The 26,521-nt window shown below is 63.9% G+C and carries 28 protein-coding genes; 22 read left to right on the forward strand and 6 right to left on the reverse strand.

What is annotated here, in order from left to right; translation table 11 throughout:
* Positions 1 to 16: 16 nt before the first annotated feature.
* From ACP8IT_RS01495 to ACP8IT_RS01515, 5 genes are all read left to right on the forward strand, one after another.
* The gene (locus ACP8IT_RS01495; protein ID WP_175279178.1) at positions 17 to 946 is read left to right on the forward strand and encodes a Ppx/GppA family phosphatase; all 930 of its coding nucleotides are present in this window, start codon (positions 17 to 19) and stop codon (positions 944 to 946) included.
* Between the two features lie 9 nt (positions 947 to 955).
* Positions 956 to 2,185, forward strand: a complete 1,230-nt coding sequence (locus tag ACP8IT_RS01500; RefSeq protein ID WP_490290262.1) for an Rv0497 family membrane protein — start codon at positions 956 to 958, stop codon at positions 2,183 to 2,185.
* An 81-nt stretch (positions 2,186 to 2,266) separates the two neighbouring features.
* The gene (proC, locus tag ACP8IT_RS01505) at positions 2,267 to 3,058 is read left to right on the forward strand and encodes a pyrroline-5-carboxylate reductase (RefSeq protein ID WP_023016649.1); all 792 of its coding nucleotides are present in this window, start codon (positions 2,267 to 2,269) and stop codon (positions 3,056 to 3,058) included.
* A gap of 251 nt (positions 3,059 to 3,309) precedes the next feature.
* On the forward strand, positions 3,310 to 3,498 hold the full coding sequence (locus ACP8IT_RS01510) for a helix-turn-helix domain-containing protein (protein WP_005276651.1): 189 nt from the start codon (positions 3,310 to 3,312) through the stop codon (positions 3,496 to 3,498).
* Between the two features lie 275 nt (positions 3,499 to 3,773).
* Positions 3,774 to 3,875: a 30S ribosomal protein bS22 gene (locus ACP8IT_RS01515; protein WP_003855542.1), complete on the forward strand. Its 102-nt coding sequence runs from the start codon at positions 3,774 to 3,776 to the stop codon at positions 3,873 to 3,875.
* A 110-nt stretch (positions 3,876 to 3,985) separates the two neighbouring features.
* Here ACP8IT_RS01515 and ACP8IT_RS01520 read toward each other — a convergent pair whose 3' ends face one another.
* Complete coding sequence (locus ACP8IT_RS01520; protein WP_023016651.1) at positions 3,986 to 5,023, reverse strand: HAD family hydrolase; 1,038 nt, start codon at positions 5,021 to 5,023, stop codon at positions 3,986 to 3,988.
* Between the two features lie 97 nt (positions 5,024 to 5,120).
* Between ACP8IT_RS01520 and ACP8IT_RS01525 the strand changes: the two genes are divergently transcribed.
* From ACP8IT_RS01525 to ACP8IT_RS01565, 9 genes are all read left to right on the forward strand, one after another.
* Entirely contained in the window at positions 5,121 to 5,360 is a 240-nt protein-coding gene (locus tag ACP8IT_RS01525) for a glutaredoxin family protein (protein ID WP_302525257.1), read from the forward strand.
* Positions 5,361 to 5,436: 76 nt separating this feature from the next.
* Positions 5,437 to 6,771 (forward strand): glutamyl-tRNA reductase, encoded by a 1,335-nt coding sequence (locus ACP8IT_RS01530; protein WP_490290263.1) that lies wholly within the window; start codon positions 5,437 to 5,439, stop codon positions 6,769 to 6,771.
* Entirely contained in the window at positions 6,772 to 7,668 is an 897-nt protein-coding gene (hemC, locus tag ACP8IT_RS01535) for a hydroxymethylbilane synthase (protein ID WP_490290264.1), read from the forward strand.
* 209 nt (positions 7,669 to 7,877) lie between these two features.
* Positions 7,878 to 9,554, forward strand: a complete 1,677-nt coding sequence (locus ACP8IT_RS01540) for a bifunctional uroporphyrinogen-III C-methyltransferase/uroporphyrinogen-III synthase (RefSeq protein WP_490290265.1) — start codon at positions 7,878 to 7,880, stop codon at positions 9,552 to 9,554.
* A gap of 29 nt (positions 9,555 to 9,583) precedes the next feature.
* Positions 9,584 to 10,567, forward strand: a complete 984-nt coding sequence (hemB, locus tag ACP8IT_RS01545; protein WP_490290266.1) for a porphobilinogen synthase — start codon at positions 9,584 to 9,586, stop codon at positions 10,565 to 10,567.
* A 9-nt stretch (positions 10,568 to 10,576) separates the two neighbouring features.
* Complete coding sequence (locus tag ACP8IT_RS01550) at positions 10,577 to 11,566, forward strand: proline-rich domain-containing protein (protein ID WP_490290267.1); 990 nt, start codon at positions 10,577 to 10,579, stop codon at positions 11,564 to 11,566.
* Positions 11,563 to 12,117, forward strand: coding sequence for a tellurium resistance protein TerC (locus tag ACP8IT_RS01555; protein ID WP_490290268.1), 555 nt, complete (start codon positions 11,563 to 11,565; stop codon positions 12,115 to 12,117). Before ACP8IT_RS01550 ends, ACP8IT_RS01555 begins: the two co-directional genes overlap by 4 nt.
* Positions 12,118 to 12,300: 183 nt before the next feature.
* On the forward strand, positions 12,301 to 13,335 hold the full coding sequence (gene hemE, locus ACP8IT_RS01560) for a uroporphyrinogen decarboxylase (protein ID WP_490290269.1): 1,035 nt from the start codon (positions 12,301 to 12,303) through the stop codon (positions 13,333 to 13,335).
* Positions 13,336 to 14,718, forward strand: coding sequence for a protoporphyrinogen oxidase (locus ACP8IT_RS01565; protein ID WP_490290270.1), 1,383 nt, complete (start codon positions 13,336 to 13,338; stop codon positions 14,716 to 14,718).
* Between the two features lie 371 nt (positions 14,719 to 15,089).
* On the opposite strand, the gene ACP8IT_RS01570 is transcribed toward ACP8IT_RS01565, so the two are convergent.
* Positions 15,090 to 16,133 (reverse strand): HNH endonuclease signature motif containing protein, encoded by a 1,044-nt coding sequence (locus tag ACP8IT_RS01570; protein WP_490290271.1) that lies wholly within the window; start codon positions 16,131 to 16,133, stop codon positions 15,090 to 15,092.
* Between the two features lie 115 nt (positions 16,134 to 16,248).
* Positions 16,249 to 17,088, reverse strand: a complete 840-nt coding sequence (locus tag ACP8IT_RS01575; RefSeq protein WP_284609760.1) for an NAD(P)-dependent oxidoreductase — start codon at positions 17,086 to 17,088, stop codon at positions 16,249 to 16,251.
* Positions 17,089 to 17,224: 136 nt separating this feature from the next.
* Between ACP8IT_RS01575 and hemL the strand changes: the two genes are divergently transcribed.
* From hemL to ACP8IT_RS01610, 7 genes are all read left to right on the forward strand, one after another.
* Complete coding sequence (gene hemL / locus ACP8IT_RS01580; RefSeq protein ID WP_023016662.1) at positions 17,225 to 18,535, forward strand: glutamate-1-semialdehyde 2,1-aminomutase; 1,311 nt, start codon at positions 17,225 to 17,227, stop codon at positions 18,533 to 18,535.
* 36 nt (positions 18,536 to 18,571) lie between these two features.
* Positions 18,572 to 19,180, forward strand: coding sequence for a histidine phosphatase family protein (locus ACP8IT_RS01585; RefSeq protein WP_023028225.1), 609 nt, complete (start codon positions 18,572 to 18,574; stop codon positions 19,178 to 19,180).
* Positions 19,180 to 19,797: a TlpA disulfide reductase family protein gene (locus ACP8IT_RS01590; RefSeq protein WP_490290272.1), complete on the forward strand. Its 618-nt coding sequence runs from the start codon at positions 19,180 to 19,182 to the stop codon at positions 19,795 to 19,797. The genes ACP8IT_RS01585 and ACP8IT_RS01590 overlap by 1 nt, the downstream gene beginning before the upstream one ends.
* Positions 19,798 to 20,601, forward strand: a complete 804-nt coding sequence (locus tag ACP8IT_RS01595) for a cytochrome c biogenesis CcdA family protein (RefSeq protein WP_490290273.1) — start codon at positions 19,798 to 19,800, stop codon at positions 20,599 to 20,601. It abuts the gene before it with no gap.
* A gap of 7 nt (positions 20,602 to 20,608) precedes the next feature.
* Positions 20,609 to 22,240, forward strand: a complete 1,632-nt coding sequence (locus ACP8IT_RS01600; protein ID WP_490290274.1) for a cytochrome c biogenesis protein ResB — start codon at positions 20,609 to 20,611, stop codon at positions 22,238 to 22,240.
* An 82-nt stretch (positions 22,241 to 22,322) separates the two neighbouring features.
* Positions 22,323 to 23,429 (forward strand): c-type cytochrome biogenesis protein CcsB, encoded by a 1,107-nt coding sequence (gene ccsB, locus ACP8IT_RS01605; protein ID WP_490290275.1) that lies wholly within the window; start codon positions 22,323 to 22,325, stop codon positions 23,427 to 23,429.
* Complete coding sequence (locus ACP8IT_RS01610) at positions 23,430 to 23,687, forward strand: helix-turn-helix domain-containing protein (protein ID WP_023016668.1); 258 nt, start codon at positions 23,430 to 23,432, stop codon at positions 23,685 to 23,687.
* On the opposite strand, the gene ACP8IT_RS01615 is transcribed toward ACP8IT_RS01610, so the two are convergent.
* A complete protein-coding gene (locus ACP8IT_RS01615; RefSeq protein ID WP_005276761.1) occupies positions 23,684 to 23,959 on the reverse strand; it encodes a hypothetical protein in 276 nt (91 codons plus the stop codon). The genes ACP8IT_RS01610 and ACP8IT_RS01615 overlap by 4 nt on opposite strands.
* A gap of 38 nt (positions 23,960 to 23,997) precedes the next feature.
* On the opposite strand from ACP8IT_RS01615, the gene ACP8IT_RS01620 reads away from it, so the two are divergent.
* Entirely contained in the window at positions 23,998 to 24,321 is a 324-nt protein-coding gene (locus ACP8IT_RS01620) for a DUF4229 domain-containing protein (RefSeq protein WP_023025118.1), read from the forward strand.
* Positions 24,322 to 24,342: 21 nt separating this feature from the next.
* Here the strand turns inward: ACP8IT_RS01620 and ACP8IT_RS01625 are convergent, their stop codons facing one another.
* Together ACP8IT_RS01625 and menE are read right to left on the reverse strand one after the other, a co-directional pair.
* Positions 24,343 to 25,248, reverse strand: coding sequence for a 1,4-dihydroxy-2-naphthoate polyprenyltransferase (locus tag ACP8IT_RS01625; RefSeq protein WP_490290276.1), 906 nt, complete (start codon positions 25,246 to 25,248; stop codon positions 24,343 to 24,345).
* Positions 25,249 to 25,321: 73 nt separating this feature from the next.
* Positions 25,322 to 26,458 carry an o-succinylbenzoate--CoA ligase gene (menE, locus tag ACP8IT_RS01630; protein WP_490290277.1) on the reverse strand — a complete coding sequence of 379 codons (1,137 nt, stop codon included), beginning with the start codon at positions 26,456 to 26,458 and terminating at the stop codon, positions 25,322 to 25,324.
* Between the last annotated feature and the right edge of the window lie 63 nt (positions 26,459 to 26,521).

Genomic DNA, 26,521 nt, shown 5'->3' on the forward strand with positions numbered 1-26,521 from the left:
CTACTACGCTATTAGTGTGCGATTAGGTGTATTAGACGTTGGAAGTAATACCGTCCACCTCGTTGCGGTCGATGCCGCAATGGGGGGACGGCCTACTCCGATGAGCGATTGGAAGACCCCACTCCGGCTGGTAGAGCAGCTGGATAAGAAGGGAAACATCCACGAAAAGGGCCTGAAAAAGCTCGTGTCCGCCGTGGGTGAGGCAAGTGAGCTGGGTGACAAACTCGGGTGCGCCGAATTTATCGCCTTCGCGACCTCCGCGGTTCGCTCTGCCCCTAACTCTGAAGCAGTGCTCGATGAGGTGGAAAAGCAGACCGGCGTGCGCCTGCAGATCCTCTCGGGCGTGGAGGAAGCCCAGCTCACCTTCCTCGCTGCTCGCCGCTGGTACGGCTGGTCCGCCGGGCGTATCACCAACCTGGACATCGGCGGTGGTTCCCTAGAGCTATCCACCGGTACCGATGAACACCCTGACCTGGCTTTCTCCCTCGATCTGGGTGCAGGCCGGCTTACCCATAACTGGTTCGATACTGATCCGCCGGAGAAAAAGAAGGTCAGTGCGCTGCGCGATTTCATCGATGCAGAGCTTGAAGATGCCGTTACGCAGATGAAGGCGATGGGCCCCGCCGGCCTAGCCGTGGGTACCTCGAAAACCTTCCGCACCCTATCGCGGCTGACCGGCGCGGCACCCTCGTCTGCAGGGCCATATGTCAAGCGCACCTTGACCGCACCGGGCCTGCGCCAGTTGATTTCATTCATCACTCGCATGACTGCAGCAGACAGAGCGGACCTCGAGGGTGTAAGTTCGAACCGATCGCACCAAATCGTCGCCGGCGCTTTGGTTGCCGAGGCAAGCATGCGAGCTCTGGGAATTGAGAAGTTAGAAATCTGCCCATGGGCGCTGCGCGAAGGTGTTATTTTGCGCCGGACCGACAAGGGATTGGAATAGGAAGAGATCATGGCTGACGAAAAACAGTTGACCGTGGCCGAGCTGCTGGCTCGCAATAAGAAGGACCGCACGGACAAGGACGAGAAGACCTCTCGCCGCCGTCGGCGGAGCCTCGATGAGGGCGGCGTATCCGTTGCCGAGCTCACCGGCAGCCTGAAGAAGGTAAAGTCCACCCCGCCTGAGGCGAAGCACACCAGCGTCTCCATCGACGATGACGCCCCTGTCATCCGCGCGCCGAAATCCAAGGACGAGCAGTCCGCGGGAAACAAGGCTGCGGAGTCTAAGACCTCGGAGTCCAAGCCTGCAGCGGGCAAGGCCGTTGCAGGTAAGCCAAGCGCGGAGAAGCCAGCCGCGGGCAAGCAGGAAGGCTCGAAGCAGGGCGTGGGGCGGTCGGGCATCGGCAAGCCTGCGCAAAGCAAGCCATCCCAGCCCCAATCCGCTTCCCCTAAGCCGGCTGCTGAGAAGCCTTCCGCGGCTACTCCGACTGCGTCCCCAGCGCCGAAGCAGAACGGCAAGCCGAATGGGCCTACCGCCTCTCCTAAGCCTGCGGCAGGTTCTGCCTCGCAGCCGACGGCCAAGCCCGCCCCCGCGCAGAAGGCAAACGCGCAGGAAGCAAAGAAACCTGCGCAGTCGGAGCCGGAGGACAAGGCTGCGGCTAAGGACGCCGAGAAGAAGTCTTATCAGCCGTCCGCGGATGACACTGCGGTGATCCAGCGCATCGGCAAGTCGCAGTCTTCGCAGCCCTCGCAGGACAAGCGCAAGGACGCCGCTGACGGCGCCGAATCCGGCGCCAAGGAAAAGGCAGGCGCAGCTGGCGCAGGTGCCGCTGCTGCGAGCGCAGCGGGAGCGAAGGATGCCAAGGACGCGGGAACCAAGGCCAAGGCTGGCGCGGCTGCGCAAAAACCTGCCGCGGCCGCGAAGAAGTCCGACGATACCGGTGAGCTGCCCCAGGTGCGGGACGAGGAAATCACCGAAGAGCACGAGAAGCTTAACCCCATGTCCATCCTCATCATGGTGGTTGTGGGCATCGTCTTGGCGATCATCATCTTCAAGGGCTTTGAAGTGCTGTGGGATAACTTCCCGCGCATCGTCGTGGCCATCCTGGCGCTCTGCGTCACCGCAATCATGGCTGGTGTCACGCATGCGCTGCGCACCGCCCGCGATGGCTTCTCTATGTTCCTCGCAGGCATTACCGGCCTCATATTGACCTTTGGTCCGCTGCTTTTGGTCATGCTCTAAACCGGCCATCCGCTGAGAACCACCCGGCTGCTTCCCTCGTGGAGGTAGCCGGGTGTCGTTATTTTTGGCATGGTGGAGACTATGACAAAGATTGCAATTTTAGGTGGAGGACAAATCGGTGAGGCTTTGACCTCGGGTCTTGTGGAATCGGGCTTTAATGCCTCCGATATCACGGTGACTAACCGCACGGCCTCCCGCGGTGAAGAACTCAAGAGCAACTATGGCGTTAACGTCACGACGGATAACGCCGAGGCGGTGGACGGCGCGGACTATATCTTCGCGTCCGTCAAGCCTTACGCCATCTTGGACCTGCTGGGCGAGATTAACCCAGCCAAGGACGCCGTGGTGGTCTCTATGGCCGCAGGGCTGACGCTGGAGGCCCTGCAGGCCGCAGCGGGCGAGGGCGTGCCTGTTGTGCGCGTTATGCCCAATACCCCGATGCTGGTGCGCCGCGGCATGTGCACCTGCGCCGCCGGCGAGCACGTCACTGAGGCCCAGATGCAGGGCGTGACGGAGCTGCTCGAGGCCGTTGGTGAGGTTGCGGTCATTCCGGAGAAGAATATCGACGCCGCGACCGCCCTGGCGGGTTCCTCGCCGGCGTACTTTTTCCTCGTGGCAGAGGCGCTTGTCGATGCCGGCGTGCAGCTCGGCCTCCCCCGCGATATCGCCGAAAAGCTCGCCGCCCAGGCGGCTGCCGGCGCGGGCGATATGCTGGCCAACTCGGGCCGCTCGGCAACGCAGCTGCGCGCAGGCGTGACCTCGCCAGGCGGCACCACCGCCGCGGCCGTGCGCGAGCTGGAAGAGTCCGGCCTGCGCGGTGCGTTCTACCGCGCCGCCGAGGCCTGCTCCGATAAGGCCAAGGAGCTGGGCTAGCGGCCTGCCTAATGCGGCCAGTTCCCCGTGGTGGGGGTGTAGTTACCTCACACCGCGCGGGGGCCGTACGGGAGCCATGAGGCGGTTGTTACGCAGCACTTTTGGCGGTGAACTGAACAACTGCTGTGAAAAAATTTGGCACTTGGGTCGCATTAGTCACATGTTTCACGATAGGCTGGGACAAGCACGTGCGTGAAGTCCTGTGGGAGGGGAAGCCTACAGCGCGTAACGAGCTGAAGGGTTAGATAATTATGGCAAATGAAGAAAAAGGAACCTTTCTGACCATCGCGGAGGTCGCTGAAATCATGCGCGTCTCCAAGATGACTGTCTACCGTTTGGTTCACGCAGGCGAAATGCCGGCAGTCCGCGTCGGACGCTCTTTCCGCGTTCACGAGTCCGCCGTCAACGAGTACCTCGAGGCATCCGTTTACGGAGCGTAGGTTCTCGCGCCTTTCAGGCAGCGCCCACTTCTGTTGGCCACTTTTAGTCAGCGGTGGTGGGCGCTGTCTCGTTTTTCCGCGCGACGTCTTGCCGCGGGTTTCCATCGGGGCCACTTTTGGAGACACGCTGGGGACTAGGTAAGATGGATCGCATTCGTGTCGGCACGCCGTGATGGCCCGCATATGTGCGGCCAAGGTGGCAAAGAGTGCACCTTTGCCGTTTCAGGCGCCGGCAGGTTCACAGTACGTACTAAAAGAAAGTGAGGACGCCTGTTATGGGTTCTGTCATCAAGAAGCGCCGCAAGCGCATGTCCAAGAAGAAGCACCGCAAGATGCTGCGCCGCACCCGCGTGCAGCGTCGTAAGTTGGGTAAGTAAACCCAACAGCCTAGGAATCCTCCGCACCGTGCCTTAGCGCGGCGGCGGAGGATTTCTGGTTTTAGTGCCGAAGCTGCTTCTACGCTGAGAGCGCTCCGCCGCGTGCGCTGCTACTTCCGGAAATAGCGCCAGCCGCCATAGGAAAAGGCGGCCGTGACAAGCGCTGGAAGGCCGTAGGTGCGGATGGCGCGGCGGATGGAGCGGTAGTCGCGGACGATCCAACCGCGCTCTTCTGCGATATTGCGCAGTTTGCGGTCCGGGTTAATGGCCACGGGGGTGCCCACCATGGTGAGCATGGGCATGTCATTGGCGGAGTCGGAGTAGGCGGTGCACCGGTCCAGATCGAGGCCCTCGATGGTAGCGAGGGCGGCCACGGCGTGCTTTTTGCCCGGGCCGTGGAGGATATCGCCGACTAGGCGGCCGGTGAACTTGCCGTCTTCTACCTCCGCGACGGTGCCGAGGGCGCCGGTAAAGCCAAAGCGACGCGCCAAGACCTGGGCGAGCTGGACTGGGGTAGCGGTGACCAGCCACACCTGTTGGCCGGCGGCTAGGTGCATCTCTGCGAGCTGCGTGGTGCCGGGGTATGCGCGGCGGGCGAGGGAGGCTTCGACGATTTCCTCGCAGAGATCGATGAGCTCATCTACGCTGCGGCCCTTGACAAACTCCAAGGCCTGCGCGCGACCGGCGGCAACGTCTTTTGCGTTCTCCGCGCCGGAGAGGCGGAATTTTAGTTGCTTCCAGGCCACTGGGAGTATCTCAGAGATGCGGATATAGCGCCGGCGGGCGAGCCCAAAGCCGAATTCCACCAAGGAGGAACCCTGAACGAGGGTATTGTCCACGTCGAAAAAGGCGGCGGCACCCACATCGACGGGGACGTCCGGATCTTGGTCCGTGATGCGCGGGGAGCCTGCGGCGTCGTAAGAGCCGGAGACGGAGGCGATGCCGGAGGCGAAGTCCTCGAGCTCGAGCCCGAATTCCTCTAAGGCGGCGGCAGCGGCCGCCTCACCTGCGGCGCGTTGTTCTTCCTCGCCCAAGGGGGCCAGCGCCTGGTTTTCTAAGAAGTTGCGCAGATTGCCGCGCGAGGCCGTCCAATTGGCCAAAAAGTCGCGGGGAGATTCGGGGAACCCGGGGGGAGGTATAGCGGACACGAGTGGAATAAACAGCTTTCGCAAACGCGGGGTGGACTAATATGTCCATAGTAAACGTTTCCACCGTCGGCGTCCTTATGAGGAGAATCCCGCCCCTATGTCCCAGCATCTAGTCGAGCTCATGGTGCGCCCCACCTGCGGTTCCTGCAAACGGGTAAAAGAGCAGATTACCCCCGTCATTCAGCAGGCCGGCGCCCAGCTGGAAGTGCGCAACGTAGAAGACAGCCGCGAGCTCGAGATGGAATTCGGTGACCGCGTTCCCGTTGTAGTGATAGACGGGGAAGAATTCGCCTGCTGGGAAGTCGATAACGAAGAGCTGGCTGCCGAGCTGCGCTGACGATTCGGGTTCCACGCCCATGCGGGGTAGTCTTTGGAACCATTGCGGTCAATCAAAAGGTTGAGGAGTGTGGAGCATGAGCGTGCTTGTTGTGGGAATGTCCCACCAATCGGCACCCGTGGCGTTGCTGGAAAAGTTGAGCATGGACGATGTGGTGCAGCATTCCGCCTGCGGGCAGTTGGTTGATGCCGAGTCCCTGACTGAGGCGATGATCATTTCCACGTGCAACCGCCTCGAGGTCTACACGGTGACCAATGCCTTCCACACCGGCGTGCAGGACGTCATCCGGGTGCTTAAGGAAGTCTCCCAGGTCGATGAGGAAGAGCTGCGCAATTACCTCTACGTGCGCTATGCCGATGCCGCCGCGGAACACCTCATGTCCGTTACCTCCGGCCTGGATTCAATGGTGGTGGGCGAGCAGCAGATCATCGGCCAGGTGCGTTCTGCCTACCAGTCCGCCTCCGAGCAGGGCACGGTTGGCCCGCGCATCCACGCCTTGGCGCAGTCCGCGCTGCGGGCCGGCAAGCGCGTGCACTCGGAAACGGAGATCGACAAGGCCGGCGTCTCGATGGTGACCTTCGCCTTTGACCAGGCACTGCAGCGCCTCGATGCGGAGGATCTGCAGGGCAAGTCCGCGCTGGTGCTCGGCGCCGGGGCGATGGCCTCGCTTGCGGCCACCCACGCGGGCCGGTTGGGCATCGGCGAGCTGGTGATTGCCAACCGCACCCGCGAGCGCGCCGAGCGCCTTGCCGGCCACGCAGAAGAGGCCGGGGTGCGCACCCGCGTGGTGGACTTTCAGGACCGCGCCGCCGCGCTTGCCGATGTCGACCTCGCCATCTCCGCCACCGGCGCCGAAGGCTTTACCATCACCGCCGGCGATATCCCGCCCGCGCACCCGCTGATGTTCATTGACCTCTCCCTCCCACGCGATATCGATGACGAGGCAACGAAAATCGATGACGTGGACTTGGTGAACATCGAGCGCCTCAGCAAGTCCCTGTCCGCGGCCGCCACCGACGTCGCGGCCGGCACGAGCCCGCACGAGCAGGCCCGCACCATCGTGGACGAGGAGCTTGCCGCCTATACCTCCGCCCAGCGCGTGCGCGATGTGGCACCGGCTGTCAGCGCCCTGCACCGCCGCGCGGCGGACCTCGTGGAGTGCGAGGCGGCCCGCCTGCAGCAAAAGCACCCGGAGCTAGAGGGCAAGCAGCTTGCCGATGTCCAAGGCGCCCTCAAGCGCGTCGCCGACAAACTGCTGCATGAACCGACGGTGCGGGCGAAGAAGCTGGCGGCATCGGATAGCAGCTTTAACAGCGAAAATGCCCTGCAGGAGCTTTTTGGCCTGCAGCTGGAAGGCTCCGGCGTTGCCGTGGCCGTCAATGAATTGCCCACGCTGAATAAGGAGGCGTAAATGTTCCAGATTGGTACCCGTGGCTCCAAGCTCGCCACCACCCAGGCAGGACACGTCCGCGATTGGCTTATCGATGCCGGATTCGATTCCGAACTCCACATCGTCACCACCGCAGGCGATACCAATATGGCCCCGGTCGAGCGCATCGGCGTGGGCGTATTCACCCAGGCGCTGCGCGAGGCGCTGTACCGCGGCGAATGCGATATCGCCGTGCACTCTTTCAAGGACCTGCCCACGGCCGAAGATGACCGCTTCCGCCTGGTCATCCCGCAGCGCCAGGACAGCCGCGAGGTGCTGGTCGCCCGCGATGGGATGAGCCTGATGCAGTTGCCGGAGGGCGCGCGGGTGGGAACCTCGGCGCCGCGGCGCATCTCCCAGCTGGCCGCCCTGCGCCCGGACCTGGATATCCGCCCGCTGCGCGGTAATATCGATACCCGCATGTCCAAGGTGACCGACGGCGAACTCGATGCCGTGGTGCTGGCCTATGCCGGCCTGCTGCGCGGCGGCTACGAGGACCGGGCGAGCGATATCTTCGATCCAGAATTATTCATGCCCGCCCCCGCCCAGGGTGCGCTTGCCATCGAGGCCGTCGCCGGCACTGAGGCCGCCGCGGCGCTCGACGCCGTTGTCGATGATCAAGCCACCGCTGCAGCCCTCGCCGAGCGCACCGTTCTCGCCCGCCTCGAGGCCGGCTGCACCGCGCCCGTGGCCGCTACGTCTCGCTGGAATGGTGATCAGCTCACGGTGCGCGGCGGCGTCTTTGCGCTGGATGGTTCCCGCCAATTGACCGCCACCGCCTCCGGCACCGCGGCGGACGCTGCGGAAGCGGCAGAGTTGGGCGCGCGGGTCTCTGACGAGCTTTTCGCCCAAGGCGCGGCCGACCTACTTGGTCAGTAATTTCTACTTTAAGCGCTAATAATTTAAGGTGTAGATACCATAGATCATTTTTTGCAATGATACCCGGCCCCCTTTAAGGGCATCCCAGGACGTCGCGCCTGGGATTTTGGCCGTTATGACCTTGATACCCACCGACGGCGCGGGGAGAAACACTGCAGGCGATCATGTCCGTGTGCGGTGCCGCGGGCCCAGATCTAGAAAAGAACTTTATGAGCAATGCTGTGTCAGACACCCAGTTGGGCAAGATCGTCTTCGTGGGCGCTGGTCCGGGAAACCCAGACCTGCTGACCGTCCGCGCCCGCGAAGTTCTGGCCAATAACGCTATCGCCGTGGCCGATCCGCAGGTCATGCAGGGAGTGCGCGATGCAGTCGCCACCGCGCTGCCCGTCCCGCAAGAACTGTTGGATGCCGCGGAAGAGGAATATGCGCAAATGTGCGCCGATGCCAAGGCCAAGGGTGCGCGCCGTAAGCCGCCCCGCCCGCCGGCACCGACCGCCGCGGTGGTCTATGCACCGGGCGAGGACATCGTCAGCCAGCTGCGCGAGTGCCTTGCCGAGGCCGATGGCGAGGACGTCATCCGCCTCGTGACCGGCAACCCGCTCAACCGCGAATCCATCAAGGCCGAAATCAACGCCGTGGCCTCCGCCGGCCTGAAATTCCAGGTTGTGCCGGGTATGTCCCTGCCCTCAACCGTGCCGTCTTTTGCCGGGCTGGCCCTGGGCTCGACGTACACGGAGGCCGATGTCACCGATGGAGCCGACTGGGACGCACTCGCCAATGCCACCCAGCCCATCGTCTTGCAAGCCACCAAGGACGACCTCGCGGAGATTTCCACCGAGCTGCAGCAGCGCGGCATGCCGGCGGAAACCGAGGCCTTTGTGACCGTCCACGGCACCACGCGCCTGCAGCGCACGTACGAGACGACGCTGGGGACCATCGCCAAGCTGGATGCAGACCTGTCCGGCCCGCTGGTGGTCACGCTCGGCCGCAGCATCGATGACCGCACCAAGTACTCGTGGTGGGAAAACCGCCCGCTCTACGGCTGGCGCGTGCTGGTGCCGCGCACCAAGGAACAGGCCGGGCCCATGTCCGCGCGCCTGGCCGGCTACGGCGCCATCCCACAAAACGTGCCGACGATTTCCATCGAGCCACCCCGCAACCCGGCGCAGATGGACCGCGCCATCAAGGGCATTGTCGAGGGCCGCTACAAGTGGATCGTCTTTACCTCCGTCAACGCCGTGACCGCCGTGTGGGATAAGATTTCCCAGCTCGGCCTGGACGCGCGCGATTTCGCCGGCGTGCACCTCGCCGCCGTGGGCACCAAGACCGCCGATGCCATCCGCGCCAAAGGCATGGTGCCGGAGCTTTTGCCGCACAAGAAGAAGCAAAACGCCGAGGGCCTGCTCGAGGTCTTTCCCAATTACGTCGAGGACATCGACGCCGTGAGCCGCGTCCTCCTGCCGCGCACCGATATCGCCGCCGATACGCTTGTCGATGGCCTCCAAGCCCTCCAGTGGGACGTCGACGACGTCGTGGCCTACCGCACCGTGCGCGCCGCCCCGCCTTCGGCCGAAATCCGCGACATGATCAAGACCGGCGGCTTCGACGCCGTGGCCTTTACCTCCGGGTCCACCGTGCGCAACCTGGTGGGCATCGCCGGCAAGCCGCACCAGCGGACGATCATCGCGTGCATCGGGCCATCGGCAAGCGCGGCCGCAGAAGAGCTGGGCCTGCGCGTCGATGTCGTGCCGGATGTTGCGGACGTGCCCGCGCTTGTCGATGCCCTCGCCAGCCACGTCGCCGCCCTCCGCGCTGCCGGTAACCTGCCCGCGCCCCGCAAGAAGCGTCGCGCGCGCAAGAAGACTACTAAGGTCGAGAAGGCGTAAGTTTTTAGTCTCGCTCTAAGGAGTACCCAATGAGCTCTTTTCCTGCCCGCCGCCCCCGCCGACTGCGCTCCACGCCGCAGATGCGCAACCTCGTCGCCGAAACCACGCTGCGCCCATCGGACTTAATTCTGCCGATGTTTATCGCAGACGGCCTCGATGAGCCGAATGAGATTTCCTCCATGCCCGGCGCGTACCAGCACACCTTTGACTCGCTGCGCCGCGCGACCGAAGAAGCCCTCGAGGCCGGCGTTACCTGCGTGGACCTGTTCGGCGTTCCGCTGGAAAAGGACAAGGACGCCACCGGCTCCGTGGCCTGGAATCCCGACGGCATTTTGAACCGTGGCATCGCCGCCCTGCGCGAGGAGTTTGGCGATGACCTCATCATCATGGCCGATACCTGCCTCGACGAGTTCACCTCGCACGGGCACTGCGGTGTCCTCGATGACCAGGGCCGCGTGCTTAACGATGAATCCGTCCAGCTCTACCAAAAAATGGCCCGCTCTCAGGCCGAAGCCGGCGCGCAGATCATTTCCCCGTCCGGCATGATGGACGGCCAGGTTGCCGCCATCCGCGCCGATCTCGATGAGGCCGGGCGCGATGACGTGTCCATCATGGCTTACTCCGCGAAGTACGCCTCCGCCTTCTTTGGCCCCTTCCGCGAGGCCGTCGGCTCCTCCTTGGAGGGCGACCGCCGCACCTACCAGCAAGACCCGCGCAACTTCCGCGAATCCCTGCTGGAGGCCGAGCTCGATATCGAGGAGGGCGCCGACTTCGTCATGGTCAAGCCCGGCCTGCCGTATTTGGATGTCTTGTCCGCAGTCGCGGAGACCTCCCCGGTGCCCGTTGCCGTCTACCAAGTCTCTGGCGAGTACGCGATGATCAAGGCCGGTGCCGCCAACGGCTGGGTCGATGGCGAGGCCATCATGCTCGAGTCGCTCACCGCCTTCAAGCGCGCCGGTGCCGACCAGATCCTGACCTACTTCGCCACCGAAGCCGCACGCCTGCTCAAGTAAAGGATTCTTGTGACACAGCCTTCTTCTCGTCCGACGCCGCCGCCCGCGTCGCCGCGCCCCGAGCCGCCCCAGCCCGGATCGCCTCAGGCTGGCGACCCGCACGGTCAGCAGGAACCGCAGCTAGGCGATTCGCAGGCAGGTGACCCGCGCGGCCAGCAGGGGCCCCAGCGCGATAAGCAGCGAGAGCCTCAACGAGACTCGCGGCCTAAGCCACAGCCCGGGTCGCCTCAGGGCGGCGCCCCGCATGGCCCGCGCGGTCAGCGCGGCAAGGACGCGAAGGGCGGTTCCAAGCGCCCCGAGACCGTGGTCTACATGTTGTGGCTCTGGCTGGGCGTCGTCGTCGGCGAGACCGTCCACCAGATCCTCAACGTGGTGCTGACCCTGCTCAACCACGATGTGCTCATGGCGCAGGCCAAGCAGATGGTCGAAAGCGCCTCGGGTGGCGAGGACGGCGAAGAAGTTTCGGACTCCTTAATTGAAATGGCCGCCTATGGATCGGTGGCGCTGTCGGCAGCCATTGCCATCGGCGTGCTGGTGCTGCTGCTGTTTTTGCTGAAGTCGCTGGCAGAGCCATCAAAACGCGCGGGCACCTCGCGCCGCATCTGGTTCGCCTTTTCCATTTACTTCGGTTTCCGCATCCTTCTGACCTTCATGGTCACGCCCGCGGGTGCCGACGTCCCCGACTGGCTCTTCGCTGCCGACGGCATGGTACAGATCTTGGTCGGCGTCGCCGCCGTATTGGGGCTCATCTTCTCCATTAAGCCCGACACCCTTGACTACACCGGCGAGCTCGAGCAAATGCGCGAGCTGGAAAAGGAACTCGAGCAGGCGCGCCGCGATAAAGAGCGTGAGAAGCGCGAAAAGCAGGAGGCCAAGGAGAAGGACGCCAAAGAGAAGGACGCCAAGCAAAAGGACTCCAAAGATAAAGTCGGCCGCAATCAGTCTCCGCGGAATTCCGCCTCCCAAAACAGGGGCGATGACGACAGGGTCAACCGATGACCAGCATGTTCCCCGGCCACGGCCGGCGCGATGATGGTCAAAGCGACGGTCCTGCGGATAAGAATCAACGCCCAGGGCCCCGCGACTATAACCGCCCCGTACAGAACATCACCCAGGAACAAGACTTGTCCGTGTGGCCGCGCCCGCTCCAGTGGGCGTATTGGGTACTCGTTGTTGCAGCCGTCATCATGCTGGTCAGCGGCATGGTCGGCATCTTCGGCGGAGGTGGCGAGCAGATGGAGCCCTCGGATTCGCGCGTCGCCGAGTACGTGCGGTCGAACCGCCTATTCGTCGCGGTGTTTAATATCATAGGCGCAATCATTCTGGCGCTCTTTTCCGCGCAACTCGCCAACGGATCGAAGTGGGCGCGCCGCATTATTTCCGTTGTCATTGCGATTGCCCTCTTCTTCAATATCGCAGCACTGGCGCTTGGTATCGGTGGTCTCGGCCTGCTACTGATCGCCGTGACGCTGCTTATCGCGGTGGTTCTGCTCTTCCGGCCCCAGTCCAATCGGTTTATCGCCCACCGCAGCCTCCACGGGCGGGGCTGACGGGCGCTGATCGCAGGGCTAGCGCTCGCCTCACGCGAGGTTAGTGCGCAGCTGGCCTACGGCTGACGGACGCTGATCGCAGGGCTAGCGCGCAAGCCGAGGCGCCATTGACACGCATGAAGCGCGCGGGCAAAGGCGCGGCAAATTAGCCCCTGCTCCAACTTTTGATTCATAATGAGGGGTATGTCTCGACTTAACCGCGCCCCCATTATCGACGCCGCCCTCGGCCGCACTCCCTCCCGCCCGCCGGTGTGGTTGATGCGACAAGCTGGTCGCTCCCTGCCGGAGTACCGCGCCGCCCGCGAGGGCATCAGCATGCTGGACTCTTGCTTCATGCCGGAACTCCTGGCAGAAATCACCCTGCAGCCGGTGCGCCGCCACGACGTGGACGCGGCCATCCTCTTTTCCGATATCGTGGTCCCACTCAAGGCCGCCGGTGTCAACGTCGACATCGTGCCTGGGCGCGGGCCGGTGATGGAGAAGGCGGTGAGGGAGAAGGGGGACATCGGCAAGCTGCCTATTCTGGAAGCTGACGTGCCTGAAGTCGCCCAAGGCATTGCGGGAATCCTCGACGAGCTGACCGAGACCCAAGCGCTTATCGGTTTCGTCGGCGCGCCATTTACCCTGGCCAGCTACCTCATCGAGGGTGGGCCGTCCAAGAACCACGAGCGCACCAAGGCGCTCATGCACGCCGAGCCCGAGACGTGGCACATGCTCATGCGTCGGCTCGTGCCCACCATCATTAATTTCCTGCGGGTGCAAGTCGATGCCGGCATCGACGCCATGCAGCTTTTCGATTCCTGGGCAGGCTACCTCAACGAGCGCGACTACCGCGAGTTCGTGCTGCCATATTCGCAGGAAATCCTGGCCAGCGTCGATATCCCGCGCATCCACTTCGGCGTGGGCACCGGCGAGCTGCTGCCGGCGATGTCCGAAGCCGGCTCCGAGGTCATGGGCGTGGATTACCGCGTGGCCATGGACGCCGCCGCGCAGCGCGTGAATTCGCGCGTGCTGCAGGGCAACCTCGACCCAGCGCTGCTTTTTGCCGGCGACGATGCCGTGCGCCACGCCGTGCGCACCATCCGCGACGAGGTCGAGCGCGCCCAGCAGCGCGGCGATATCGACACCCATATCTGGAACCTTGGGCACGGGGTGCTGCCCACCACCGACGCGGAGGCCATCACCCGCGCCGTATCCATCATTCACGAGGAGGGCTAAATGCGTATTGCCATCATCGGTGCCGGCCTCGCCGGCCTTACCGCCGCCTACGAACTGCGTGATCACGACGTCGAGGTTTTCGAGGCCGCCGGGCGGATTGGCGGCAAGCTGTATTCGGTGCCGTTTAATGACGGCCCCACCGACATGGGGGCCGAGGCTTTCCTCGCCCGGCGGCGCGATGCCGTGGAGTTCTTCCACTCCCTCGGCCTTGCCGGGAGTTTAGTTGACCCGTCAGGTTTGCGCTCGCTGGTCTACAGCGGGGAGCTCAAGGCCCTGCCGCAGGGCGGGGTGATGGGCATTCCGTCGCATTCCGAGCCGGTTGCGCACCTGGTTTCGGCGGAGACGGCGCGGCGCATCGATAACGAGCAGCCCTTCGAGTGGACCGTGGGCGGCGATGTTTCGGTCGGTGAGTTGGTGCGTCAACAATACGGCGGGGACCTGGTGGACCACGTGGTTTCCGCGCTGCTGGGCGGGGTGTACTCGTGCACCGCCGATGACCTGGGCCTGCGCGCCACCATCCCCACGCTTGCCGATGCCCTCGATTCCCTCGCCGCCTCCCACCCCGTCACCCTTTCTGCGGCCGTGAGCTCCCTCGAGGAAGCCCGCGCGGATAACCCCAGCGCTTCCGGGCCCGTTTTCCAGACTTTCCGCGGTGGCTACGCCGAACTCTACGAGACCTTGGCGGAGAAATCCGGCGCGAAGATTTTCGTTGACACGTTCATTTCCGGCATCACGCGCGATGGCGATAAGTTCCGCCTCACCGGCGCGCCGGGCGATACCGCGCCCTTCGACCGCGTGCTGGTAGCTACACCAGCACCCACCGCCGCGCGCCTGCTGCCCAAGGTGGCGCCGGATGCGGCGACGCGGTTGAAGGGGGTGAAGCTGGCGGCATCGGCAGTCGTGGGCCTCAAATTCGAATCCGACACCGATCCCTCCGGCACCGCGCTGCCGCAAAACTCCGGCATCCTCGTCGCCACCGACCAAGATGACGTGCACGCAAAGGCGTTCACGTTGTCATCGCGCAAGTGGCCGCACCTGGCAGAGCGCGGCGGGGCGCTGGTGCGCGCCTCGTTCGGCCGGTTCGGCGACGACGCCATCGTCCGCGCCGAAGAAGACGACCTCGTGGACTACGCCCTCGATGACCTGCAGCACCTGACTGGCTTCGACGGCCGCGCGGCTGGCGTTGCCGAAATCTTCACCCAGCGTTGGTTCGGTGGCCTGCCGCGCTTTGATGCCACCCACCTCGACACCGTGGCCGCCGTGCGCGATGCCTTGTCCCAGTCCTCAGGCGTCGACGTCACGGGCGCCTGGGCCGGCGGCGTGGGCGTGCCTGCGGTCCTCGCGGATGCGCGCGCTGCCGCCGTCCGCATCGCTAGCAGCTAGCTCGCGCGGGTGCAATTAACGCTGCTTGCCACTGGCACCACTTGCAGTCCGCGCTGGTTGAAACTAACCCCGGCTGTAGTTGACTCCACCGGGAGCCAGCGCCGGTTGCAGCTAGCGAAGTTGGTGGTTGGTGCTGCCGGTGGTTAAGCATCACCGGCTGTGTCTCGGCTGAACCGCGACGCGATTAGAAGAAGCAGCGAGGCGGATTTGGGCATGCCTGTTCAGGCAGCAGGGTTACTGCTGCCTGAACAGGCGCCAGTGGCCAATGCACGCGCGTGCGGAAACCTGACATGCGCGCAGATGATTGGCATGTGCGAGGACACGTCCCTCGGCCGGGAATGGCGGCGGGACCTGGGCGCTAGGTGCGTGTACTAGGTTCCGGCGCTGGGGCCGGGCACGGCATCGGGCACGGTGTCGGCCCAGGGCGGTTGCCACACCACCCGCCCGCGTCTGCGGGCGAGGCGACCACGGCGAGGTGGGGCATTCGGGTCATCGTCGTTGACGCCGTTGTGATATGGGCAGCAGGCCGCAAGGTTGGCCATATTGGTATCGCCGCCGTGCTGCCAGGCTTCCAAGTGGTGGATTTGGCACTTATCCGCAGGATAGTTGCATCGCGGCCACGGGCAGACGGGATTTTCGGCGGCGGCCATGAGCCGCTGCTTCTCGTTAGCCATGCGCTCGGTGCGGTAGAGGTTTACCGCGCCCTCGAAGGGATGCACAAGGGTGATAAGGCCGCGCTCGGAAAGGGCGCGCGCGACCAATTCGGCGCCGGTGAGCCGCGCGCCGTTGGTGAGTTGGATGGTGATTTCTTCGCCGTCGCCATCGATGATGCGGTCGAGCTCGTCGAGCGTGATGATCGCATTGGTCGTTACCGTCGGCCGCGGGGCGGCGGCGGAGCTGGAGAAAAGCCCCGCGACGGAATCTAAGGGCGCATCTTCGTCCAGGTTGGACTCCAAGTCAGCGATGAGGGCGGAGGGCCCAGTAATCGCGAGCGTCCACGGCGCGTCCTTGCGGCGGCGAATGCGCACGCCAGGGCGCGGCGGGGTGGGCGGATTGATCTCGCGCAGTTTCTTGCGCGCAAGCTTTTCCATCTCATCGGTATCCGCTGCGGTGCGGCAGAGCTCCACCCGCAGCTGCCATGCCTGACGCTTGGTCTTGGCGCGCGTGGCATAGCGCTCGATGACCTCGAGTGTTGGCAGCGCGTGAGCGCGTTCGCGGGCGGCGGCTACCGCGCGGCGTTGTTGGCGGGGAAAGGAGGTGGGGGAGAAGAAGGCATCGGCAAGCGTGAGCAGCGTGCGCGCCGTCCGATTCGGCGCACCGGCCGCGCGCAGCTCGCGGGCGGACATGCCAGTGCACCCGGCGACGATGTCGATGCCGGGCGCTAAAGCCGCGAGGTATGCCTGAAGTGCTGTCATGCCCCGCAGCTTAAGGTGATAGCGCAACTAAAGCGCGGCGCGCGGGCGCAGCCTGTGGATAACTCGCCCGAAAAGCGCTAAAAAGCCGCGGTTCGTTGACGCGACATGTGAATAACTAGCCCTTATTGCGGAAAACGAAGATGGATGAGAAGTCCTGGTTCCCGTGGCCCATGTCCTGCATCTCGGCGAAGCGCTCGATGGCAGCAGTTACGGCGGGCAGGGGCTTATCGGAGGTCTTCTCCATGAGCTTGGCGTCCTTGGCCAGGGCGTCGACGGTGAAATCGCCGGGGTCGGTATTGCGCTCGCCGGTGATGAACGGGCCTTTCATATTGGACATAAACGACAGGCCGGTGATATCGAGCATCTGCAAGATGACCTCGGAATCGAGCCCCTCGGATTCGCCGAGCTGCAGGGCCTCGAGCAGGCCTTCGGCGGTCACGGCCAGGGCAAGGTTGGCCAGCAGCTTGCCGATGGCCGCCGTCGCCGCCGTTTCCACCCCAATCAGCTTTTCTTCGCCCGCCCAGGCCTCGGCAAGGCCGAGGGCGAGCTCGCGGCGGTCATCGTCAGGCGTGCCAACATAAACGCCCAGGTTGCCCTCGCGCGCCGGGACCAGCGAGCCCACGACGGGGGAGTGGACGTAGGAATCGATGGCGGCGGCGAACTCGCGGGCATCGTCAGGCGAGACCGTCGTGGTGTCGATCCAGGTAATGCCCTCGGGGATAAGCTGCGGCTCGATGACCACCTCGCGGATCTGGTCGGGGCCGAAGAGGGAGGTAATGATGACCTCGGCGCCCTCGACGGCCGCGGCGGGGGTATCGGCGCGCGCAGCGCCCTCGTCCACGAGCGGTTGCGCGCGCTCAGCGGTGCGATTCCACACCGTCAGCTCGTGCTCAGATAGTAGGTGGCGGGCAAGCTCGGTGCCCATGCGTCCGGTTCCTAAAAATGCAATCTTCATACCTCCCCAGTGTGCCATCTCAGCGGGAATGCCGTTTTCTATGACGTATCGCGGAACCTCAGGGAACGTTGGAGGGTTGCTGTGAATTCCACCGACATGCACAGTCAAACTTTTGTATGTCGCGCGAGTCGCTAGAATGACAGACATGCCTAATACTTCCCAGTCGCAACAGTGGTTCGAGCGTTCCTCCAAAGTGATCCCGGGCGGGGTGAACTCGCCGGTGCGCGCTTTCGGCTCCGTGGGTGGCCAGGCCCGCGTGATCGAGCGGGGCGCAGGATCGCGCCTGTGGGATGTCGACGGCAATGAGTACGTTGACCTCGTGAGCTCGTATGGCCCGATGATCCACGGCAATGCGCACCCGGAAATCGTGGAGGTCGTGCAGCGGGCTGCCACCGGCGGGCTGAGCTTTGGCACGCCGACGGAGGGGGAGGCGCTGCTGGCGGAGGAAATCGTCAAGCGCACTGCGGCCGATAAGGTGCGCATGGTTAACTCCGGCACGGAGGCGACCATGTCGGCGGTGCGTTTGGCCCGCGGCTATACGGGCCGCGCGAAGGTGCTGAAGTTTGAGGGGTGCTACCACGGGCACGTGGATGCGCTATTGGCCTCGGCAGGCTCGGGTGTGGCGACTTTTGGCCTGCCGGATTCGCCGGGTGTGACGGGTGCGACGGCGAAGGACACCATCGTCGTTCCTTATAACGATCTGGATGCGGTGCGCGAGGCCTTTGCGGAGAACGAGGGCCAGATTGCCTGCATCATTGCGGAGGCTTCTGCCGGCAATATGGGCACCGTGGCCCCGAATGAGGGCTTCAACGCGGCACTGAAGGAAATCGCGCATGCCGATGGCGCTCTGCTCATCCTCGACGAGGTCATGACCGGCTTCCGCACCTCGTACAAGGGCTGGTACGGCGTCGATGGCGTGGCGGCGGACCTGGTGACCTTTGGCAAGGTGGTTTCCGGTGGCTTGCCGGCCGCGGCCTTTGGCGGTCGCGCCGAGGTCATGGACTACCTGGCGCCGGATGGTCCGGTCTATCAGGCGGGCACCTTGTCCGGTAACCCGGTGGCGATGGCCTCGGGCCTGAAGTCGCTGCAGCTTGCCGATGAATCCCTTTACCCCCGCCTGCAAGAAAAGGCCGACCAGCTTGGCGCGATGATTTCCTCCGCGCTGGAGGCCGAGGGCGTGGCGCACCACATTCAGCGCGCGGCATCCATGTTCTCCATTCGCTTTGCAGAGGGCGAGGGCCGCAACTTCGCGGACATGCAGGCAGCGGAGAACTTCCGCTTTGCCCCGTTCTTCCACGCGCTGCTTGAAAACGGCATCTACGTGGCACCGAGCGCGTTCGAGACCTGGTTCGTCTCTGATGCTCTTGGCGATGCCGACTTCGAGCGCATCGATGCCGCCCTCAAGCCCGCCGCGAAGGCCGCGGCTGCAGCGCGTCCCGCACAATAAGGCCTGCGCAACAAGGCCTACTCAACAAGGAGAGACATGACACGCACCATCGTTCACCTCGTGCGCCATGGCGAGGTACACAACCCGGGCAAGATCCTGTACGGGCGCATCCCGGGCTACCACCTATCCTCGCGCGGGCATTCCATGGCCGCGCGGACGGCGGAAAGCTTCCGCGATCATGATGTGACCTATTTGGCGGCCTCGCCGCTGCAGCGCGCGCAGGAGACGGCGCGGCCGATTGCGCAGGTAACGGGGCTAAATGTGGACGTCGATAAGACGCTCATTGAGTCCGGTAACCAATTCGAGGGCCTGCGCACCAAGGGTTTGCGCTCGGCGCTGTGGAACCCGCGGCACTGGCCCAAGATGGTCAACCCGCTGGAGCCGTCGTGGGGTGAGGCTTATGAGGGCATCGCCGAGCGCATGCTCGGGGCGGTCGACCGCGCGCATACTGCGGCGGAGGGGCACGAGGCCGTGCTGGTGAGCCACCAGCTGCCCATCGTGATGGTGCAGCGCACGGTGCTGGGCCAGCGCCTGCCGCATGCGCCGTGGAATCGCGAGTGTGCGCTGGCCTCGGTAACCTCGCTGCTCTTTGAGGATAACCAGGTCACCGATATCTTCTACTCCTCGCCGGCGCAGGAGATTTAATGGCACGCACACGCACCCGTGCGGCAACGCACGTTGTGGCAGCCGCGCTCTCCGTAACCGCCCTGACCCTGACCGCCTGCACGCAGGACGCCGAAAATGCGCAGAACGCGGTGGCCACCGGCGGTGAGTTCGAATTTATCTCCCCGGGTGGGGAGCGGGAAATCCACTACGAGGAAGCCGATAGGAAACCGCTGCGCAGCTTCAGCGGTGCGGACGTCCGCGATACGGATAAGACCATTTCCCTGGGTGACTACGAGGGTGAAGTCGTGGTCTTGAATTCCTGGGGACAGTGGTGCGCGCCGTGCCGCGCCGAGGCCGATGACTTGCAGGCGGTGCACGCCGAACTGCAAGAGCGCGACTTGGGCACGGTCTTAGGCATTAACGTGCGCGACTATAACCCGCAGGTCTCCAATGACTTCTTGGACGATAACGGCTTGGAATATCCCTCCATCTATGACCCACCATTTAAGACGGCTGCGGCGCTAGGTGGTGTTCCTACGTCCGTGGTGCCGACCACGATCGTCTTGGATAAACAGCACCGTCCGGCTACCGTTTTCTTGCGGTCCATCACTACCGATGACGTGATGGAAGTTGTGGATAAGTTAGAAAAGGAATAAATGGATTACGCAGCAAATATCGGCGGTCAGTTTGCCGAAGCTGCCACCTCCGGCCCGTTGATCCTCGGCATCCTTGCCGCGGCTCTGGCAGGGCTTGTGAGCTTTGCCAGCCCCTGCGTCATCCCGCTGGTGCCTGGCTATATCTCCTACCTCGCCAGCGTTGTTGGCGGTGAGGTGAGCTATGACGAGAAGCTGGGGGTGGGCGTCGGCAAGCGCAGGCAATGGGCCGTCGTCCTGGCGGCAGCGCTGTTTATTTTGGGCTTTACCGTGGTCTTTTTGCTGGCGACGGTCTCGGTCTTTGGCGCGATTTCCGCGCTTAGGCTCAACGCCGATACGCTGATGCGCGTGGGCGGCGGCGTCACCATTTTGATGGGTGTGGTATTTCTTGGCGCGATTCCGGCGCTGCAGAAAGACACGCGCCTGGCGCCGAAGCGCTGGACCACGTGGCTGGGCGCGCCGCTTCTGGGCGGCGTTTTCGCGCTGGGCTGGACGCCGTGCCTGGGCCCTACGTTGGCGGCGATTATGTCCATTTCCGCTGGCACCGAAGGCATGACCGCGGCCCGTGGCGCCCTGCTCATCGTGGGCTATTGCCTGGGGCTCGGCCTGCCGTTCCTGCTGGTGGCCCTGGGATCCGCGCGGGCGATGCGCACCATTTCGTGGGCTCGCAAGCACTCGCGCACCATTCAGATCATTGGCGGCGTGGCGATGATCCTCGTGGGCCTTGCCCTGATTACCGGCCTGTGGGGCGAGTTTATTTCCTTTATCCAGAAATGGACCGTGGACTACGGCGCAACCCTCATTTAGGAGAGACGTGAAATATATCCGCAAAGCTTGGCGCTGGCTTACCAGCATGCGCACCGCGCTGGCCCTGCTATTCCTGCTGGCGCTCGCCGCCATCCCCGGCTCCCTCTTGCCGCAGCGCGACCTGAACGAGCAGAACGTGCAGGAGTTCATCGAATCCAATGGCACCGTAGCGGAAATCTACGATAAGCTGCAGCTTTTTGATGTCTTTTCCTCCATCTGGTTCCAAGCCATCTTCCTGCTGTTGGCGGTCTCGCTCATCGGCTGCATCATTCCGCGCTCCATCGATCACTACAAGGCGTGGCGCACTCAACCCACGCGCGCGCCGAAGTACCTGCACCGCCTGCCGCTGAGCGCCGAGGGGCATTCGGATAAGAGCGAGGAAGAACTCAGCACGGAGATCCACAAGCGTCTGAAAAGGTGGCGCGTGGCCGAGTACGCCCCGGATAAGGATCGCGCCGGGGTGCACGCCTTTTCCGCCGAGCGCGGCTACGGCCGCGAGCTGGCCAACCTCATTTTCCACGTCGCGCTGGTGGCGATCCTGGTCACCGTGGCCGCCGGGCGCCTGGTCAACTACGAGGGCCAGGTCATCGTGGTGACGGAGTCCGGCTCGCAGGGCGGCAATACCTCGCTGGAGCAGTCCACGGAGTTTTGTAATACTTCTACCTCGAACTTTGACTCCTTCCGGGCAGGGCCGCTTTTCGATGGCACTGGGCTCCACCCCTTCTGCATGACCGCGCACGACTTCACCGCGAAGTACCTGCCCAATGGCCAGGCGGAGATGTTTACCTCCAATGTCTCTTATGCGGAAGGCGACGATATTTATAAGGATCCTTCCGAATGGAAGGACTACGAGCTCAAGGTCAACCACCCGCTGCGCCTGGCGCAAAACCGCGTCTACTTGCAGGGCCACGGCTATGCGCCGACGGTGACCGTGGAGTGGCCGGATGGTGAAAAGCGCACGCAGACCATCCAATTCCAGCCCACTGACACGACCTTCTTCCTGTCCTCGGGCGTGCTGCGCTTTGACCCGCCTGCGGGCATGTACCCGGATCTTTTCGAGCGCCGCCAAAACCAGCTGGCCATCCAGGGCCTCTTCGCCCCGACGGCCGAGTGGAGCGGTGAGAACGGTAAGCTTTTGCAGTCCTCCCACCCAGGCCTGAATGATCCGGCGCTGGCGGTCGATATTTACCGCGGCGATGCTGGCCTCGATACCGGTACGCCGCAGTCGCTCTTCTCGCTGGACACAAGCCTCGTACACTCGGGCCAGCTGCAAAAGATCGACCGCGTGAACCTGAGCCAGGGCGATGACGTCACGCTTGACGATGGCACCAAGATCACCTTCAACGGCGCCAATGAGTTTGCTAATTACCAGGTCTCCTATGACCCATTCCAGAAGTGGGTGCTGGCATCCGCGCTGATCATGTTGGTATCCCTGGTGGCCTCATTGATGATTAAGCGCCGCCGCGTCTATATTCGCCTGCGGCCGGATTCCGCCGGCGGCACCACCATCGAGATGGGTGGTCTCGCCCGCACCGACCGCGCCGGCTGGTCCGAGGAATTCCACGAGCTGCACCGCGCGCTCTTGGAGCTTCCGGATCCAGATGAGGTGGAAGAAGACAAACTCTATACTGATGATTAATCCAACTATAGTTGGATCCCGCTGTGTGCATGAGTAAGGTATTCAGCATTATCCCGCACGTGTGAAGGCTAGGTGGACTCCCTTGCAGATCGATCAGAATCTGTCGAACTTCTCGGATCTCGCGGTGCAGACCGCATTCGTGGTGTACTGCGTCGCGCTATTTATGTCGCTGTTGTACTACGGCCGCATTCGCAGCCTCATCGAGGCGCGCCGCGTGGGTCGCTCGGAGGCGTCCAAGGTATTGGTCGGCGCAGGGGCCGAGGCTGGCGCCGCGGCCGGGACCGCCACCGGGGCTGGCACCGGCACAGACGCGGCCACCGGCTCTGACGCCGCCACTGGCACGGGCGCAGCAGCTGCCAGCACCGATTACGAGGCTGAGGCGTCGTCTGCGGCCGCCACCTCGAGCGAGGAAAAAGTCGCGGAAAAGGAACGCAAGCTGGATAAGCTCGGCGGGATGACCACCTCGCTGATGTGGGTTGGCATTGCTTTGCACGCCGCGGCCATCGTGCTGCGCGGGCTGGCCACGGGCCGTTTCCCGTTTGGCAACCTCTACGAATACGTATTGATGGTGTGCTTCGGCGTGCTGCTGGTGGGCAATATCGCCATGCAGCGCAAGGAATGGCGCACGGTCTGGCCGTGGATCCTTACCCCGGTGCTGGCGCTGATGTTTTACGGTTCCACCAAGCTTTATGCGGATTCCGCACCGGTGGTGCCGGCGCTGCAATCGCACTGGCTGCCCATTCACGTCACGGTGGTGTCCTTGGGCGCGTCCATCGGCATCGTGTCCGGCATCGCCTCGCTTTTGAGCCTGTTGCGCCTGTGGCAGCCAAAGGACGTCGAACGCGGCTTCTTTGGCGCGCTGGCTTATCCGCTGCCGTCCGCGGCAAAGATTGACCGCCTGGCATACCGCTTGGGCGTTATCACCCTGCCCACCTTGGGCCTAGGCATCATCTTGGGCGCCATTTGGGCAGAATCCGCGTGGGGCCGGCCTTGGGGCTGGGACCCGAAGGAAACCGTGTCTTTTGCCACTTGGATCCTCTATGCGGCCTACCTGCACGCCCGTGCGACCCCGGCCTTCCGCAAGGCCGCGCCGTGGATCAACATCTTGGCTACGGCCGTGATGATCTTCAACCTCTTCTTCATCAATATGGTGGTCTCCGGCCTACACTCCTATGCGGGGCTGAACTAAATGGCCACCAACCATAGCCCGCGCAATAAGCAGGGAAAGCCCGCCGGCGATAACGAGCTCATCTTGGGCTTGGGCGCGCAGATTGCGCAGCGGCGGCGGGAGTTGGGCATCGTCCAGCAGCAGCTTGCCGATGCCGCCCAAGTCTCCCGCTCCACCCTCCACACCATCGAACACGGTGGGGCAGGCGTGCGGTGGGAAAAGGTTACCGCCGTGGCAGAAGCGCTGGGACTTGAGATGCGGTTCGTGCCAAAGGATTAATCCTGGTTGTCGTCCTGGCCCTTTGAATCACCGTTGCCGTCGGCGTCGCGAGTGCGGCGCTGGCGGCGTTTTTCTTCCTCGGCCTCCTGCTTGCGGCGCTGCTTGAAGCGCTCCTTTTCCAGGTTCCACAGGAACTCCTCGTCATCATCGGGGCCCTTGATGGAACGCGGTTGTTCTTCAACCTGGCGGGACTTCCAGGATGATGGCCCGAAGGCCTTCCACACCAGGTAGGCGGCGAGGACAAAAAGCAGTAGGAGGATTAGTCGACCCATGCAGATTATTCTACCTGTACGGCGTACAATCGACCCCCATGACGCACAACCCTGAGCCACCGAAGCCGGACCCCGAACTGCGCCGTCGCTCCCGCAAGGCGCTATGGAAATACGGGCTCGCGCGCGTGGTGCTTTTTATCGCGCTCACCGCGGTCATCGAGCTGCTGGCGGTAGCGATTGATTTCCCCATCCCCGTCCTCGTGGCAGCGCTCTTAGCGCTCTTTGTCGCCCTGCCGCTATCGATGCTGATTTTTAAAAATTGGCGCATCGAGGCCACGCAGACGTTGGCGGAATACTCCGCGCAACGCAAGGCGCACAAGCGTTGGGTGCAGGCCGAATTGGAAGGCCGCGCGGAGGCCTAGGCGCGCAAGCCTAGGCACGGACTAGACCAGGGCGACGGCGATGGCCTCGATCACCGCCCAGATGAGCATGGCGCGCCCGGTCAGCCCCAGCACGGGGATGAGCTCGGCTCCGGTAGCGCCGCGATTGACGGTGCGCACCGCGCGGAGTGCAAACGGGAAGTAGACCAGACCAGCGAGCGCGAGCCAGCTGCCGAAGGCAACCGCGATGGTAAGCACGAAGGGCAAGAGCAGCAGGCCGGTAAACAGCAGGCGGGCGTTCTTATTGCCCAGCCGCACCGCGAGGGTGATCTTGCCGGCCTCGGCATCGGAGGGAATATCGCGGATATTATTGACCAGGTTCACCCCGGAGCTCATGGCGCCGATGCCGATGGCCAGGGCTAGGCCAGTCCAGGAAATGCGGCCGGCTTGGGTAAATTCAGTGCCGAGCACGGCGACGAGGCCGAAGAATATAAAGACGGCGACCTCGCCCAGGCCGCGGTAGCCGTAGGGGTTCTTGCCGCCGGTATAAAACCACGCACCAGCGATGCACAGCGCACCGATGATAATGAGCCACCAGGCACCAGCGGCCAGAGACAGGATGATTCCGGCCAGGCCGGCGACGGCGAAGCAGCCAAAGGCGGCGTATTTCACGTGGCGCGGTTGTGCAAGCCCGCTGCCGGTCAGCCGCTGCGGACCGGTGCGGTCATCATCGGTGCCGCGGATGCCATCGGAATAGTCGTTGGCAAAGTTCACGCCGATGATTAGCGCCCACGCCACGATGAGTGCGAGCAGCGCGCGGCCGATATGCCCGCTATTAATGCCGAAGGCCGCGCCCGTACCTGCGATTACGGGTGCGAAGGCATTGGCCCACGTATGCGGGCGAGCGCCATTGATCCAATCCTGTGCGGTAGCGGAATAATTACCGGCTGATGAAGTCATAGCCACCATTGTGCCACTGCGTAGTGGGCGTACAGCAATCAGGAAGTCAGGGCCGGAGTCGAGGCTGGGGCCTGCGGTGGGGCTATGCGTTAAAGAGGGCGGCGACGGCCTGGCGGTCAACCTTGCCAGGACCGGTGGTGGGAAATTCCGCGAGGCGCTTTAGATCTTTTGGTAGCTGCCAGCGGGGGAGTTCGGCGTCTTCGAGGGCTTCGAAGATATCGCCAAGCTCGGCATTACCGGTATAGGCGGCCACGATGGCTTGGCCCAGCCGCGGGTGCGGGATGCCGACGACGCACGCCTCGGCAACACCGGGCACCCGAAGGATCTCGCGTTCCAAGACCTCTGGGTGCAGTTTCAACCCGCCGGAGTCGATGACATTATCGAGGCGTCCGGTGACGGTGAGGATGCCATCTTCGATGACGCCGGCATCGGAAGTGGCAAACCACCCGTTTCCGGGAAATGCCTCGTGGCTTGGGGCATTGCGGTAGCCCCGCGCGATGGTGGGCCCGCCGAGTAAGATGCGGCCGTCCTGGACGCGGGCCGTCGTACCGGGCAGTGGGCGGCCATCGTAGACGCAGCCGCCGGCGGTCTCGGAGGAACCGTAGGTGGTGGTGATAGTGATGCCCTGGTCCGCGGCCGCGGCGTGCAGGCGCGGGTGGATGGCGGCACCGCCCACCAAGATGGCATCGAAACTCTGGAGCGCATCGATGCCCTCCTGCGAGTCCATGGCCTTGGCCAGCTGCAGCGGGGTGAGCGCAGTGTAGGTGCGGTCGCCAGTGCGGGAAAGCTCCGCGGCGGCGCGGGCGAAGGCAGAGATATTAAAGCCCGCGCTGAGATCGAGGCAGAGCGGATCCACCCCGGCCACAAGGGATCGGACGAGGACTTGGATGCCGGCGATATGGTGGGCGGGCATCGCCAAGAGCCATTGCCCAGGGCCACCGAGGACCTGGTGGGTGGCATCGGCGCTGGCCACCAGGTTGGCCGGCGTTAGCTGCGCGCCCTTTGGGGTGCCGGTGGACCCGGAGGTGGAGACCACGAGCGCGATGTCCTCTGCGATGGGCTCGCCGGCGCGTTGGGAATTGCGCAGGAGGGTGGCGCGGGTGGCATCGGCAAGCGGCAGCGGCAAAAAGCAGGACCTACCGGCAATGGCGGATTCGAGGTCCGGCAGGATGGCCGCGGGATCGTGCGGGTCGACGGGCAAGGGGGCGAGGATAGTCACGGCACTAGATCTTAAGGCCACAGCGGGACAAACCCCGGTTGCGGCCGGGGTGAGTCGATGCAG

It is taken from the genome of Corynebacterium sp. LaCa_23 (assembly GCF_058182375.1).